Below are 13,798 nucleotides of genomic sequence, written 5' to 3'. Positions count from 1 at the left end.
GGGGAGCTGGATTCAAATTTCAAGTGCAACGCCCATTGATTTTGCAAGCGCTTCAAGCGGGGTGAGATAGTCGAGGCATTTCCTCGGCGTTGTGTTGTATGTCCACATGATGTCGTTGATATCGCTGTCGGTGAAGTGATTGATATTGGTTTTTCTTGGCAGCATACGCCGCAACACACCGTTGGCATTTTCAATTGATCCCCGTTGCCACGGCGCATGCGGGTCGCAGAAGAACGTTCGGATTGGCAGGCGCTGATGTTGATAAAACTCACCCCCATTATCGACCGTCATCGTTTTCACCAGCCGCCGGGGCAAACTGTCGAACATGTCGGTTAGAGCGTCGCTGGTGGTTTCCGCTGTTTTGTTTGGCAGTTTTTGGGTCATTAGAAACCGGCTTTTCCGATCAATACAGGTTAATAGTGATGCACGCTGCCCGGAGAAATGAACCAGATCGGCTTCCCAATGACCCGGTTCTGCGCGTGTATGTGCTTTGGTCGGGCGCAAGTGAATAGGCATACGCCCATGAATTGGCGGTTCTTTGCCTTTCTTCCGGACACGCCTGCCACGGCGGGCTTTGCCCTTGGGTAGCAGTTTATGCAGGCCGCATTTTCGGCCCACCGGGCTATAAATCCAGGCGTAGATTGTTTCTGGCGTCAGACTATGCTCTGATCCTGTCCGTCTGGCCCTGCCGCAGATTTGTTCGGGGGAATGTCCCATTGCAAGGCTCTCCAGCACATGGTCGCGCAGCGGGGTCAGGCGCTCCAGTTTACTGCCACGTAATTTCCTTGCCCAGCTCATGCGATCCGCAAAACCCGGCTTATAGCTTCCCCCTGGGGATAAAACATTGCGCCGCAACTCCCTGCTGATTGTGGATTTAGACCGACCAATATGATTGGCGATCTGCTGTTGAGATTTACCGTCTGCATGCAGACGGTAAATCTCACATCTCTCGGTCAGCCCGAGATGTGAATAATTCGTTCCCATTGCGGACCCATCCTAACGGACGAGCGTTGCACTTGGTTTTTGAAACTAGCCGCAACCTGTGCAGCATCAAGATTTGCCGGTCGCCCGCTTCGTGTCCGCGCCAGCAACCCGATAGGACCTTCTGCATTGAAGCGCAAAACCCAGTCGCGAACGATTTGACGACCAACGCCGCCAACCTGTGCAGCTTCACTCCGGCTACCACCCTCATATATGACGGCAAGGGCAAGCAAACGGCGCGTTTGATTCGAATCTTCTGACTGCCGGGCAAGGCGGCGAAGACTGGACGCGTCATAATCCTGACGCAAGGGTAATGGCTGGCCCAAGGAAACCTCCAAATTGTTTCCTTCTATGAATCACACTTTCGGCAGCCAAACCAGGCCCAGAGAGTCTTTATTTTTCAGAACTGGTATTACATGGAATATCGGAGACTACCGCATCTCAACTAGCTCATTTAATACACGTTGTTTACAATCTGAATTTTCGAATATTTTTTAATATCCTAATATATTCTTTATTGGCTTTATCTACTTCTAATTTTTTTGCCATCTCAATTAATTCATTATTAGATAATGAATTAATTTTTTCCTCCGCAGCTGTCATATTTTTTCTTATAATGTTTTCTAGCCGCATGACTGAAAACTGAACAAACTGTGTTTGGATTTTTTTAACGACCGCAAGATACTGTTCGAATTGATTTTCATTATCAATTGATTTAAGTTGTTGAACTACCATAGACTGATATTTTTCTTTTGCTTCTTTTTTATCAGTGATTTTCACAGGAAATAATGATGGATACTTTTTGAGTATATCGAATATTAAAGTGCTATTTTGTTTTTTCTTAAGTAACATAAATGCAATGTATTCATTGTAAAGCAACATTATGGGGTTTGACTTATCAGTTAAATATGTGTGGACTTCGCTGCCTTTTGACCACTCCAAGAGTGATGGGAATGTAGCAAACCCACCTACTTTATTTTTACTTTCATATTGATTTATCCATGTCTGATACTCAGAAGTTTTCATTACGTCCTTTACGTTGGGCGATTTCTGACTTCGCCCCAGACGATTACTCTTAGCATCACATACAATAACATCATTGTTGTTAAAAAACGTCACATCTTCTTTCGTGGATTTTTCTTTTTGCAATATAGAAGTGTAACCAAGCCTTACTCCCCATTCATATATTAAATATTCGATTAGTTTCGAAAAAAGTGTTTCCTCACTTCCTGTTTCCGGATAATGGTCAGGTATATAACAAGAATGACATAGCAAGAATGCAAATTTAATATCTTCCCAATTTGATATTTTCTTTTTTAAAGTGACGATTGCTTCATCGGCATTTAAGTTATTTGTTCCATTTTTTTCTACCTGTTCTTCTACGATACAAGTTAAAAAGTTGAACGATTCTTCACGAAACTGGATGTCGTTATATAGATCAAAAAAGTCCTGTAAATTATTATCCATTTTATACTTTCACTATTTCAATAGTTTTTTATTTAATTTTTAAATTCTGCTAAATTAATCTCCGCATAGAAACTTTAGTGTTTTTAATTTGAAATGTATATCTAAATTTCGGTAGTTTGCCCTGATTTCAAATGAACTTTTTCAAAAATCAATGCACTTTTAACAAGCTGGGTGCTCGAAGTTTGAAGTGGAATTCAAGAAGTTATGTAGTGCGTAATCAGCTACCCTTGGTCGTCATTGACGACAACGGAGGTGTAAGCGATGGATGCGCAGGATGTCTTGGCTCTAGGCCTTGGGGTTACGCCGCCGTGGCGGCTGGTCGAACAACGCCTCAACACGAACAAACAGCCCCAAGTTCTGGAGATCTTGCTGGAGTCGGAACGTGGGACGGAGTTTTCCTGCCCGAAGCATGGCGTGAAGCAGGCCAACGTTCCGTGGGCCCGCGAGGGCAACGGCTTTACGCTACTGTTCGAGCAGGCGGCAATGATCTTGGTCCGGGAGATGCCGGTGCTTGCTGCTGCCCGGTTCATGAACATCACCGACAAGCGGCTGTGGCGGGTCGTCGAGCACTACGTCGCCAAGGCGCTGGAACACCTTGATCTTTCCGGCCTGACGGCACTTGCCTTCGACGAAACGGCATCGAAGCGGGGCCATAACTACGTCACCATATTCATCGACGCGGACCGCAAGAGCGAGCCCGTGATCTTCGCCATGCCGGGCAAGGGCAAGAAAACAGTCAATGAATTCAAGATGTTTCTGAAGCGGCGCGGTGGTAAGCCAGAGCGCATCAAGGAGTTGGTTTGCGACATCTCATCTGCGTTCCTCGCCGCCATCGGTAAGGAATTTCCCGCCGCCGCTGTCACCGTGGACTGGTTCCATGTAGTGCAGTTGTTCACCAGGGCAGTGGACGACGTGCGCAAGGCAGAATACAAGCTGGTGAAAATGCCCGCAGCCACTCGATGGGCGGTCCTGAAGGCTGCTGACGGCAAGTTGACGGACAAGCAGGCGATGGCATTGGCCGAACAGGAAACCTGTGATTTCCTGACCGCCGTCGCTTGGCGGATCAAGGAGAAGTTGCATTGGCTGCGTCGTGCGAGAATCCCAGATGGACCATTGTTCGAAGCCATCCGCAATGCTTTTGATACTGTCAAAAAACATCAAAAACGCATTCTCCAACGTTGGGCGTCAACCCACAGCAACACTCGTATGGAAGCAATGAACGGACTGTTCTAAGCCGCAGGGCGCGAGCCAGAGGAGATCGCAACACCGGGATATTCATCACCATGATCTACTTAATCTCAGACCCACTCGGCGATATATTCAAATCCAAGTGAAACATCGAAGAGCCAGATAGTTTTTACTTAGAATACACTGGTGGGGTTGTTAATGGACGATGCCAAATAGGCATTTTTTGAACCTTTTTATCTGCAGTTTGTGGCCATGGTGGTCGTCCTGCTGCCAATCACCGTCTCATTCTCGACGGCATTTTTTAGATGGCTAGGACCGGATCACCCTGGCGGGGTCTTTTGGAAGAGTTCAGAATATGATCCAGTGTCTATCAATAATTCCTGTAATAGCTCTATTTTGGTATGGAGTTGCGCCTAATTATTAGAAATGAATGATTTTAGGTCATTCAGTTCATACCGGACCCGATTGCCTACCTTGACGTATTTAGGGCCAACCTTGCGCCATCGCCAGTTTTCCATTAGGCGAGGGGCGACATTGAGATATTTAGCGGCTTGATCTGAAGATAGGAAAGTCGGGGCTTTAATGTTTGTGCCAGCGATAACGCCTTTTGGCTTGCTGCGCCGTGGTTTTTGTTTCTTCATCTCAGTGTCCAAGTTCATCAATTCACCCAGAACGTCTGTCACTTGACTGGCTGCCTCTGTCATAGGTGCAGCCATAAGGTGGGCGTAGCGTGCAGTGGTCTGAACTTGAGTATGTCCAAGAAGTCGTCCAATCATCGCAAGGCTCATGCCCTTGCTGACGGCAAAAGATGCAAAACTGTGGCGTAGGTCGTGAATGCGAACATCTTCAATACCAGCCATCTTACGGAACCGCCGCCATGGCTTCTGGACATTATCTAGGTGGCAGCCCTCATTCAGCCCCCAGATAACATATGGGTTGTCTGCAGGGCGCGCTGGGTGATCGTATATCTCGTCCAGAAGGTTGAAGACCGTATTGCCGACATAAACGTATTTGGCCCCAGTCTTTGAATCTGGCAGTTTGAGCACCTGTAGCTTACGGTCAACATAGTCCCACTTAAGGGAGCGGATTTCACCCAGACGGCAGCCGGTCAATAGAAGCAATTGAATACAATAAGCTGCAGCCAGATTTTCGTCTGGGTAGCGTTTCACTTCATCAAGAACTGCGCTCAGGCGTTTTACTTCTGCCTCGCTCAGGTACCGCTCACGCGCCTTTGATGGGTACTTCTTAATGTGACGTCTTGGGTTCGTGTGGTCATCACGTAGACCCCACATCTCTGCGAGGTTGAACATTTTGGAAATGACCTCAAGGCAGCGATTAGCCTCATAAGGAATGTGCCTTAGCGAGTGATGGAACTCTGCCACATCAGAACGTTGGACGTCACGGATCTTCATGTCGCCAAAGAAAGGCAGGATGTGTTTGTCCAGGTAACGACGGTAGCCATCTCGGGTCGAAGGCTTACAATGTGGAGTAACATGTTCCTCCATGTACCGCTCTGCAAGCTGAGTGACGTATAGTTCTTGGCGGCGTTGAGACTTTTCTTTCTGGGGGTCTGCGCCAGCCTTAATTTCACCGAGCAAAACAATTGCCTGATTACGTGCGCGCTCAGTGGTGAAGATTCCATGCCGCCCGATGATCACACGCTTGATCTTCTTGTTCACCATATACTGAACGTAATAGGTTTTCTTGCCATTGGGCGTAATACGCAGGCAGAAACCGCTCAAGCTGTCGTCAAACAGGAAGTAGGGCTTGTCTTTTGGTTGGGCTCTTTCGACATATGTTTTGGTTAGTTTTGGCATAAGCATCTACACAAATTTGAATTTCTATGCGTATAAGGATGCTTGGAACGGCGTTATTATCAAGTTATATCAATAGGATAATAAATCAGCGCGAAAACAAAATTAGCCCAGAGAATTGCTGCGTATGGCCCTTAAAAACGTGCACTAAAAGTGCACTAATGGGAGCAAAGGTTTCTGATAATCGGGAAGAAGCGGGGCGAAAATGATTTAGCCTCGACTCAGAAAACTAAGTGCCACATATCAAAAGGTTAGAGTGCTATTTCGCAATTCTAATGGTCAAAAAGCACAATCAAAACAGTAATTTAGCATCCGCTCATAACCTGAAGGTCGTTGGTTCAAATCCAACCCCCGCAACCAATTTACTACTTACGAACCGTTCTAACGCTAGTTAGGGACGGTTTTTTTGTGCCTAAAACCCCAGTTTCTGCGCGGTTTTCAGACCATAGCTGTTCACAAGCTCAGGCAACACGCTCCCCCAAAAACACCATCTTTTTCAAAAAATCACGCCATTCTCTCAGAAAGCTGTCGGCTGGATGGTATTCGACCGACAGCTATTTACCCTTTGTTTTTACTGTATTTTCTTCAATGCCATTTTTCAAAGTTCGTAATCTCAAACCGCATCTCCGAAAAAAAGTTAGAAAAAAATCTATGTTTTATCGTCGTTTTTTAGATCAACCGGATACCTGACTAGAAGTGAGAGTTTCCGCTGGACTAAGTGCCAAAGCGAAGCATTCATGTCTAACATAAAAACGGAAGGGAAAACCGATGTATAACAATGATATAGAAAAGGACATTGCGCTTCTGCCTTATCAGAAGACAGAGTATTTACGTGACCTATGGCAAAGCTATTTTGATTGCCCGCCGCCTAAATTTAATAAATCCACTTTGGTAAACAGGCTGGCTTATCGCATGCAAGAAATGGAATATGGCGGCCTGCCCCAAGATATAAAAGACCGCATTTATGATGCTGTTCATGGCAAAACGCCAAAGCGTAAACAGATTGTTGATAAACCAGTCGCTGGCACAAAGTTAATTCGCGAACATGATGATATCGAGCATCACGTTACGGTTCTGGTGGATGGATACGAATATCAGGGCGTTGTTTACAGGAGCCTGAGCGGTATCGCCCGCAAAATCACTGGCACAAACTGGAACGGCAATGCCTTCTTTGGTCTGACCAGATCCGTAAAGGAGCGCGTAGCATGAGAGCAAAGAAAGACACAATACGCTGCGCAGTTTACACGCGTAAATCTACTGAAGAAGGTTTGGATCAGAATTATAACACGTTGGACGCTCAGCGCGATGCTGGAGAAAATTATATCAAATCACAGCAACATGAAGGATGGGAAATACTGCCCACACGTTATGACGATGGCGGTTTTACGGGTGGGAATATGGATCGCCCCGCACTCAAGCAACTGATGGAAGATATTAAAGCGGGTAAGATCGATGTGGTGGTGGTTTATAAAATTGACCGTCTTTCGCGGTCGTTGGCTGACTTTGCCCAGATGGTACAGGTTTTTGATGAACATGATGTGAGCTTTGTATCCGTCACGCAGCATTTCAATACAAAGGACTCAATGGGCAGACTGACGCTGAACATTCTCTTTAGCTTTGCACAGTTTGAACGTGAGGTCATTGGCGAACGTATCCGCGATAAATTCGCCGCCTCCAAGAAAAAAGGCATCTTCATGGGCGGTGCTATCCCGCTGGGTTACCAAGTGAAAAACAGAGAGCTTTATATTGATAAGGATGAAGCCAAATGGGTGCGCCATATTTTCCAGCGCTTTGCCACGCTAAAATCTATGAAGAAGCTTCTGGTTGAGCTTGAAAAAGATGGCTTTCGCACCAAGCGCTATGTCAGCGGCACAGGAAAAGAGCGCGGTGGTAAAGTTGCGAACAGACAGTATCTATATCGCCTTTTGAAAAACAAGATCTACATTGGGAAAATCGTTCACAAAGACCAAGTCTATGAAGGATTGCATGAAGCCATAATTTCTCAAGAATTGTTCGATAAAGCCAATGATGTTTTTAAAGAAGATCGGGTGGCACGCGGTAATTATACGCGCAACCGTCATCCTGCATTATTGCGAGGTCTCATCACATGCGAATGTTGTGATTGCGCTATGACACCAAGCTTCACAGTTAAAGGTCGCCGGACATACCGTTACTACACGCCTACAAAGGCCATTCACCAGCACTATAAGGCTTGCGAGGTTGGTCCTTTGCCCGCAGGTGAGATTGATGCGCTGGTGGTCGGGCATTTAAAGCAACTGATCACTTCACCTGAAATTCTAAGCAAAACACACGGCATTATTCAGGCGCATGAAGATGCGCCGACAGGGTTTGGCTTAGAAGAGCTTCGCAAAGAGATCAAAGATTTCGATGTGTTTTGGAAGGCGCTGGGACTGGAGCAGCAACAGCGTATTGCCGAGCTGCTGGTTGAGAGCGTCGCCGTCAATACGGATGCGGTAAAGATCAATCTGCGCATGGATGGATTTTCAACAATAACGAATAAGCTAAAGGGAAAAACAGATGAGCATGCAAGCCTATGATGATGAAACCAAGATTTTAAGTATTACCGTGCCAGTGAGTTTTAAACGGCGTAAAAGCCGTAAAACAATCGTCTCACCCAACGGTAAAAATATCAAAGCCATTGTAGAAGCTGAAGGGCCGAAACAGGATATGACATTTGTATCAGCGCTGGTGAAAGCATTTGGTTGGCAAGAGAAGCTAGATTCAGGCAAATACGCATCCCCAAAAGAGCTGGCTGAAAAAGAGAAAACAGAAATTACGCATATGTATCGGCTGATGCGTTTAACACTGCTTGCACCTGATATCATTCAAGCGATTATGGATGGGCAGCAGCCACGGGCTTTAACGCTACAGAATGTGGTGCGCGGCTTCCCAGTATCATGGCGAGAACAAAGGACAATGTTTGGATTTGATGATCCTGTGTAATTTATAACACATAGCTTTTGCGTAACTGGCGTCTCTTTTGAGGCGCTTTTTTATGCATTCAGATCGTCATTTTTTAGATCTTTCGGTTACCAGCGTGAATAGGAACAAAAAAGGAGATCCTATCATGCAAGATAAACCCAAACCGGCTCAGAATATGACTGCTTCAGAGCGCATTGAAGAAATATCAAAAATCATTGCGCTGGCGATTATTGCCAAAAAGAAACGAAACATATGACGGTTAAAGCATTCCTTTGTATGACAAAAATGTAGTTGAAGCGCTTTATGTGCTCAAAAAATAATTGCAATTTCAGTTAACACAAGGGTTTTAGGTATTTGGCAATGTTGCAATGCGCTCATTGCTTCAACCAAGAGCTGTAACCCGCTGTATTTTTTGCATCCTTCCCTCTGTGCGGAAATCCCTCCGCATCCAAAACAGAGGAATGAAGGATGTCGAACAATCGTTACGGCGGCGTGGATTCCTACGCCGCTTTTTTTATTGGTTATAAAGTGAAACAGCTGATTAGAAGTCCATTTTTTACATACGATGATTATGAAGATCTACAGCAAGAGTTAATGCTTGCGTATCTTTTGGCATGGCCAAAGTTTGATAAAAATCAGGGTGACAGGAGAAGCTTTATAAAGACCTCAATCAATAACAAAGCTCATAAGATCATAAGGGATGCAGAAACACAAAAGCGCTGGACTGGAACAAAAAATGTTTCTCTTTCAATGCCTTTTCAATCAGATGAAGCAAATAATGATGCGCTAATCGATAAAATTTCAAGTGATCAAAACATATGGAACAATCCAAGTTCCTTGGAACAGTATCGAGAAATTGAGATTAACATTGATATGAAAAAAATATCTCAAGACATGCCTAAGGAATTGCAAGATTTATATTCCTTAATGCAAGAACACACTATTTCGGAAATAGCAGATATTTTAAAAATACCTCGGACAACCCTGTCGAGCAAAGCAAAAAAGCTGCGAAAATATTTAGAAAAATCAGGTGCTAAAGAGTTAATGAAAAAATAATAAAAAAAACGTCCCTGGTCGTCGTCGTTTTTTTAACCAACCGGGTACCTGCCTTTTAGGACCAACAAAACCTAAAAGGAGAAAACATGACACTGTCCGTAGAAGAAAAAATCAATATTGGCGATGCCGTTTTTAAATGGGTGCAGCACACACCAGTGGGGCATCTGAAAAATTTGGATGATGATGAGCTGGAGATGATACGACAGCATCTGATCAAAGAGGTGCGTGAAGTCGGACGAGCTTTGCATTGGATCGATGGGATTATCAAACTCAAATCTATTGAGCGTGAACAGCAACCTTCCAATCCTATCGTGGAGGTGCGCTCATGAACGAAAAGACCGTTACCGTAAAACAAAAATACGTTGAAGATCGCATCCGCGAAGCTGCACGAACATTGCATCGCCTGCCTGAAGAACGAGTGCAAGGCTATTTCAGCGCGTGGCCTGCCATCAAACGCGATGAAATGGAAATCCTGCAGATGGAAAAACAGCCCATGCGGATCAGGCCGACCTCCAATGACATCACCGAAATGGAAGAAGTGCTGTTTGTATGGCTGCGCTGGTTGGATGTGGATGAGCGCAAACTTGTCTGGCAACGTGCCGAACGTGTGCGCTGGAAGCTGATTTGTAACCAGCTCGGTGTCGGGCGCACAAAGGCGTGGGAGATGTATAAATGTGCGCTGGGTAAAATTGCCGCACGAATATGAGCCAATTGACGTTTGCCCCAATCCCCAATGATATCTTGCGCCGTACGGATTTAAGTCACGGCGCAAAGCTCTGCTGTGCGCGGTTAATTCAATATGCCAACAAGGATGGCCAGGCTTTTCCCAAGCTTAAAACGCTGGGCGAAGAGCTTGGCTGTTCCCCCAGGAATGTGCAGCGTTTCATTGCCGAATTAGAAGATCACAAGCTGCTGACAATACAGCAACGTGGCCGTGGGCAATCGAATATCTACCATGTGGATAAGTCGATACTTATCCACAGCTCAAAACTTACCACGACAAATCTGTCCACTCTAAACCGGACAGATTCGTCCACTCCAGACACGACAGATCCGTCCACACCATATAAAGGAAGAAAAGAACACCTTAAAAAAGAAATAGAAAAGATAACAGCTGGGGTTGTGCGTAACATGCGCATGCCGCGATGAGGAAAGATCATCAATTGACTTGATAGCTTCCGAGAATGAAGCGTTACTGCTACCAACAAAGGAGACAAACCAATGACAAACACACAGGAAAAAAGAACCGCGCTGGACGCCTTTATCGAACACAAAGCCCACATTGACGAGATGCTGGAGCGCCTGCAAGCGGCAAGCGCCGATCATTTTGAAACCAACCCTGATGACATACGCTGGGGCGACGCAGGGTTTTTAGCAGACATTGCCAGAGACCTACAACATATCACCGACCGTGTTTTCAAGGAGGGTGAATATGCCTAAAGCCACCCAACAACAAATCGATCAGCTTTTAACGGAAATCGCCAAGAAGCATTTGAGCCTTGAAACGCTGGAAGCCCGCAACAGCGACAGCCTTGATTTTCACGATGTGGCCGTCTGGTCTTTGAAAGAGGCTTTGCAGGAGGCGTATGAGGCAGGCTTCAATGCCAAAAGATAACGTATCTTATTTTTATCGTTAAGCGGGTTAATGTATATAATAGTTTACATTAAGCGGTATATTTGGACATTTTAATGACTATTGAGGGCAAGCTGATGGGCAGAAGAACGGCAGTGTTATCACCAACACTTGAAGCGTTATTACCGCGCGTTGGTGAAAATATTAAGCTGGCCCGCCTGCGCCGCAAAATCACAGCAAGTATGTTGGCGGAGCGCGCTGGAATGACGCGCACAACGCTGCGTAAAATTGAAAATGGTGACAGCGGTGTGACATTTGGCGCGTATGCCAGTGTATTGTTTTGCCTCAACTTAGAAGATGATCTATTGCTTTTGGCTAAGGATGATACGCTGGGACGAAAATTACAGGATATAGGCCTTACCGTTCCCAAGAAGCGGGTGGCAAAGAAACAGTAATCTGGGTTCAAACCCTGACATGCGTTAAAGCGCATAAATTGCGCCAATAAATGCGTTATAATGCATATTTGTAAGCGTTTTTCACAAAATGGCTGAAATATAAGTGTTTTTCATGGATTGTAAGTGTATTTCATGAAATTACTCTCGGAAACTAAACTCATAAATGTCAGTTACTTGCACTCAAATATTATTAATCATATATATAAGTTACTATGATACAATGATTAAAGGGCTTGAAAATTAAATGAAAATGTCGTATATTTGTAATTATAGATGTCGTATATTTGTAAGGATTAGCTATGGCGATTAAAAACACATTAGAAGGAAAAATCACTTATCGCGTTAAACGTAGTGCGTTAAGCGTGTTTGTGCGCCAAGATTTTGAAGACATTGGGGGCTATGACCAAGTTGGTCGTATTCTACGACAGTTGGTACAAAAAGGCTTATTGATTAATATTGGCTATGGCGTATATGCACGTGCTAAACAATCTGCACTCAGCGGGGCAACAATACCTGAAAAGCCTTTGCCAGAGTTAGCTCAAGAAGCCCTGAATAAACTGGGCATTAAGATTATGCCGTCAAAGGCACAAAAGTTTTACAATGAAGGAAAATCAACGCAAGTTCCAACGGGGCGTGTGATCGGAGTTAAAGGGCGTATTTCTCGTAAGATTGGTTATAATGGAAAGTACGTATCCTTTGAACAATATGCTTAATCGTGACCTTATTCTTGAAGCTGCTGCTGAAACAGGTATCGATCCTGCGTTCATTGAAAAAGATTGGTATGCTGTACAGCTACTTAAATCGATTGGCAGTTTTGAAAATGATCGTGGCGTTGGCACCATTTTCTCTGGCGGAACCAGTCTGTCAAAAGGTTTTGGTTTAATAAAACGCTTCTCAGAAGACTTGGACTTCATTTTATACTCACCGGATCAAGTATCTGTTGGTGGCAGGCGTTCGTTTAGAAAATCTGTCATCTCGCATATCATATCTGACCCACGCTTTAGAATTGAAGATGGGCAGGTTCAGCGTGGTGACAGCCATCGTTTCTTCAAAGCTCCAGTCCAATATGACATGAGTTTTGAACAAGAGTTCTTGCGCCCGTACCTACAACTAGAAATGACATTTTCTGAACATAGGTTACCACTTGTAAAGCGGGATGTACGATCTATCGTGTCCGAATTATCGGGTGACGATCCAGAAACACAAATAACTTGCATCTCACCTATTGAAACAGCCTCTGACAAAGTGAGCGCATTAACATGGCGAGTAGTTGTTCGAGACAGGTCTTCAGATAAAGATGATCCCACAATGATCCGCCACCTTCACGATTTGGCGGCACTCAAGGAAACTATCTGGAGCGATAAAAAGCAATTTATTAGTTGCGCTCATCAATCTTTGGAAAGCGATCAAAATCGCCGTGGTGGTGACATTATTGCCAGCATGAGTATCACAGATCGTTTAACAAAAGCGTACGAAATGCTCTCAACTGACGACGCCTATCCGTTAACAATATCTATGCTTCGTGCTTTACCGGCGGGATTATTATTAATTTTAATATCCAGAGAGTTGCCTAATACACCATGGATAGGGAAAATATTGTTACTTGGGCTATTGAATTTCTCTTTATTTTGGGCCGCATTATTTATTGCTGCCTATCGGTTGCCAGGCGGTATTGCGGCAACTTTAGGGGCCGTGCAACCGCTTATCGTTTTGGTGCTTTCTTATTTTGTATTAGAGAGCAAACTGAAATTATCAGCTGTTTTATCTGCTGTAACGGGAATAGGCGGGATCGCATTACTGGTAATTAGTCCGAATGCTAAGTTAGATGTTGTAGGTATTTTTGCGGCACTTATTGGTGCTTTTTCCATGGCAGGTGGGGTCGTGTTGACGCGTAAGTGGAAACCACCTGTTTCAACATTTACTTTCACAGCCTGGCAGTTAACAGCTGGTGGTATTTTACTCGTACCATTATCGATGATATTTGAACCGCCACTTCCTGAATTATCCATGGTTAATATAATTGGAATTGTGTGGTTAGGATTGATCGGTGCCGCATTGACTTATTATTTGTGGTTCCGGGGTATTGAACGTCTTGGCCCATCAACTGTTACGAGCTTTGGTTTTCTTAGTCCTATAACAGCTGTTTTTCTGGGGTGGATTGTTCTCGGTGAGACTTTATCCTTGTTACAAGGATTAGGAGTAGTGATAGTTTTGTGTTGTATCTGGGTATGCAGTGTGAGTGCGGTTGATGATGAAAAGAGAAATAAACCAAAACATAGAGAATTTTAGCTGACCAATTTTCGGAAAAATGCGACAGAAAA

General features: G+C 44.7%; 16 protein-coding genes and 3 pseudogenes. 15 read left to right on the top strand and 4 right to left on the bottom strand.

Annotated features, from left to right (window positions below):
• Nucleotides 1-12: 12 nt before the first annotated feature.
• From KW060_RS11345 to KW060_RS11335, 3 genes are all read right to left on the bottom strand, one after another.
• Nucleotides 13-984, bottom strand: a complete 972-nt coding sequence (locus KW060_RS11345) for an IS30 family transposase (protein WP_249037049.1) — start codon at nt 982-984, stop codon at nt 13-15.
• Nucleotides 954-1,214: a helix-turn-helix domain-containing protein gene (locus KW060_RS11340; protein ID WP_420833190.1), complete on the bottom strand. Its 261-nt coding sequence runs from the start codon at nt 1,212-1,214 to the stop codon at nt 954-956. The genes KW060_RS11345 and KW060_RS11340 overlap by 31 nt, the downstream gene beginning before the upstream one ends.
• A gap of 235 nt (nt 1,215-1,449) precedes the next feature.
• Complete coding sequence (locus KW060_RS11335; RefSeq protein ID WP_249037048.1) at nt 1,450-2,448, bottom strand: HindIII family type II restriction endonuclease; 999 nt, start codon at nt 2,446-2,448, stop codon at nt 1,450-1,452.
• A 261-nt stretch (nt 2,449-2,709) separates the two neighbouring features.
• Between KW060_RS11335 and KW060_RS11330 the strand changes: the two are divergent.
• Nucleotides 2,710-3,782, top strand: a pseudogene (locus KW060_RS11330) (ISL3 family transposase).
• A gap of 267 nt (nt 3,783-4,049) precedes the next feature.
• On the opposite strand, the gene KW060_RS11325 reads toward KW060_RS11330, so the two are convergent.
• Nucleotides 4,050-5,453 (bottom strand): tyrosine-type recombinase/integrase, encoded by a 1,404-nt coding sequence (locus tag KW060_RS11325; RefSeq protein ID WP_249037047.1) that lies wholly within the window; start codon nt 5,451-5,453, stop codon nt 4,050-4,052.
• Nucleotides 5,454-6,218: 765 nt separating this feature from the next.
• Here KW060_RS11325 and KW060_RS11320 point away from each other — a divergent pair.
• From KW060_RS11320 to KW060_RS15950, 14 genes and pseudogenes are all read left to right on the top strand, one after another.
• Nucleotides 6,219-6,659 carry a DUF2924 domain-containing protein gene (locus KW060_RS11320; protein WP_249037046.1) on the top strand — a complete coding sequence of 147 codons (441 nt, stop codon included), beginning with the start codon at nt 6,219-6,221 and terminating at the stop codon, nt 6,657-6,659.
• Nucleotides 6,656-8,008 (top strand): recombinase family protein, encoded by a 1,353-nt coding sequence (locus KW060_RS11315; protein WP_249037045.1) that lies wholly within the window; start codon nt 6,656-6,658, stop codon nt 8,006-8,008. Before KW060_RS11320 ends, KW060_RS11315 begins: the two co-directional genes overlap by 4 nt.
• A complete protein-coding gene (locus KW060_RS11310) occupies nt 7,989-8,414 on the top strand; it encodes a hypothetical protein (protein ID WP_249037044.1) in 426 nt (141 codons plus the stop codon). The genes KW060_RS11315 and KW060_RS11310 overlap by 20 nt, the downstream gene beginning before the upstream one ends.
• A gap of 52 nt (nt 8,415-8,466) precedes the next feature.
• Nucleotides 8,467-8,649, top strand: coding sequence for a hypothetical protein (locus KW060_RS11305; protein WP_249037043.1), 183 nt, complete (start codon nt 8,467-8,469; stop codon nt 8,647-8,649).
• 212 nt (nt 8,650-8,861) lie between these two features.
• Nucleotides 8,862-9,449, top strand: a complete 588-nt coding sequence (locus KW060_RS11300) for a sigma-70 family RNA polymerase sigma factor (protein ID WP_249037042.1) — start codon at nt 8,862-8,864, stop codon at nt 9,447-9,449.
• 86 nt (nt 9,450-9,535) lie between these two features.
• A complete protein-coding gene (locus tag KW060_RS11295) occupies nt 9,536-9,778 on the top strand; it encodes a hypothetical protein (RefSeq protein ID WP_249037041.1) in 243 nt (80 codons plus the stop codon).
• Nucleotides 9,775-10,155 carry a DUF6362 family protein gene (locus KW060_RS11290; RefSeq protein ID WP_249037040.1) on the top strand — a complete coding sequence of 127 codons (381 nt, stop codon included), beginning with the start codon at nt 9,775-9,777 and terminating at the stop codon, nt 10,153-10,155. Before KW060_RS11295 ends, KW060_RS11290 begins: the two co-directional genes overlap by 4 nt.
• Complete coding sequence (locus tag KW060_RS11285) at nt 10,152-10,598, top strand: helix-turn-helix domain-containing protein (protein WP_249037039.1); 447 nt, start codon at nt 10,152-10,154, stop codon at nt 10,596-10,598. Before KW060_RS11290 ends, KW060_RS11285 begins: the two co-directional genes overlap by 4 nt.
• Nucleotides 10,599-10,670: 72 nt before the next feature.
• Nucleotides 10,671-10,889: a hypothetical protein gene (locus tag KW060_RS11280; protein WP_249037038.1), complete on the top strand. Its 219-nt coding sequence runs from the start codon at nt 10,671-10,673 to the stop codon at nt 10,887-10,889.
• Complete coding sequence (locus KW060_RS11275; RefSeq protein WP_249037037.1) at nt 10,882-11,064, top strand: DUF6900 domain-containing protein; 183 nt, start codon at nt 10,882-10,884, stop codon at nt 11,062-11,064. The genes KW060_RS11280 and KW060_RS11275 overlap by 8 nt, the downstream gene beginning before the upstream one ends.
• A 74-nt stretch (nt 11,065-11,138) precedes the next feature.
• Nucleotides 11,139-11,477, top strand: a complete 339-nt coding sequence (locus tag KW060_RS11270) for a helix-turn-helix domain-containing protein (RefSeq protein WP_249037036.1) — start codon at nt 11,139-11,141, stop codon at nt 11,475-11,477.
• A gap of 299 nt (nt 11,478-11,776) precedes the next feature.
• Entirely contained in the window at nt 11,777-12,190 is a 414-nt protein-coding gene (locus tag KW060_RS11265) for a DUF6088 family protein (protein ID WP_249037035.1), read from the top strand.
• Nucleotides 12,156-12,899, top strand: a pseudogene (locus tag KW060_RS15955) (nucleotidyl transferase AbiEii/AbiGii toxin family protein); the annotation flags it as partial. The gene KW060_RS11265 and the pseudogene KW060_RS15955, both read left to right, overlap by 35 nt.
• A 75-nt stretch (nt 12,900-12,974) precedes the next feature.
• Nucleotides 12,975-13,766, top strand: a pseudogene (locus KW060_RS15950) (DMT family transporter); the annotation flags it as partial.
• Nucleotides 13,767-13,798 lie beyond the last annotated feature (32 nt).

It is taken from the genome of Pseudemcibacter aquimaris, from assembly GCF_028869115.1.
Lineage (GTDB): Bacteria > Pseudomonadota > Alphaproteobacteria > Sphingomonadales > Emcibacteraceae > Pseudemcibacter > Pseudemcibacter aquimaris.
The sequence above is the reverse complement of the archived record's forward strand: the minus strand, read 5'-3'. Positions and strand labels throughout refer to the sequence as shown.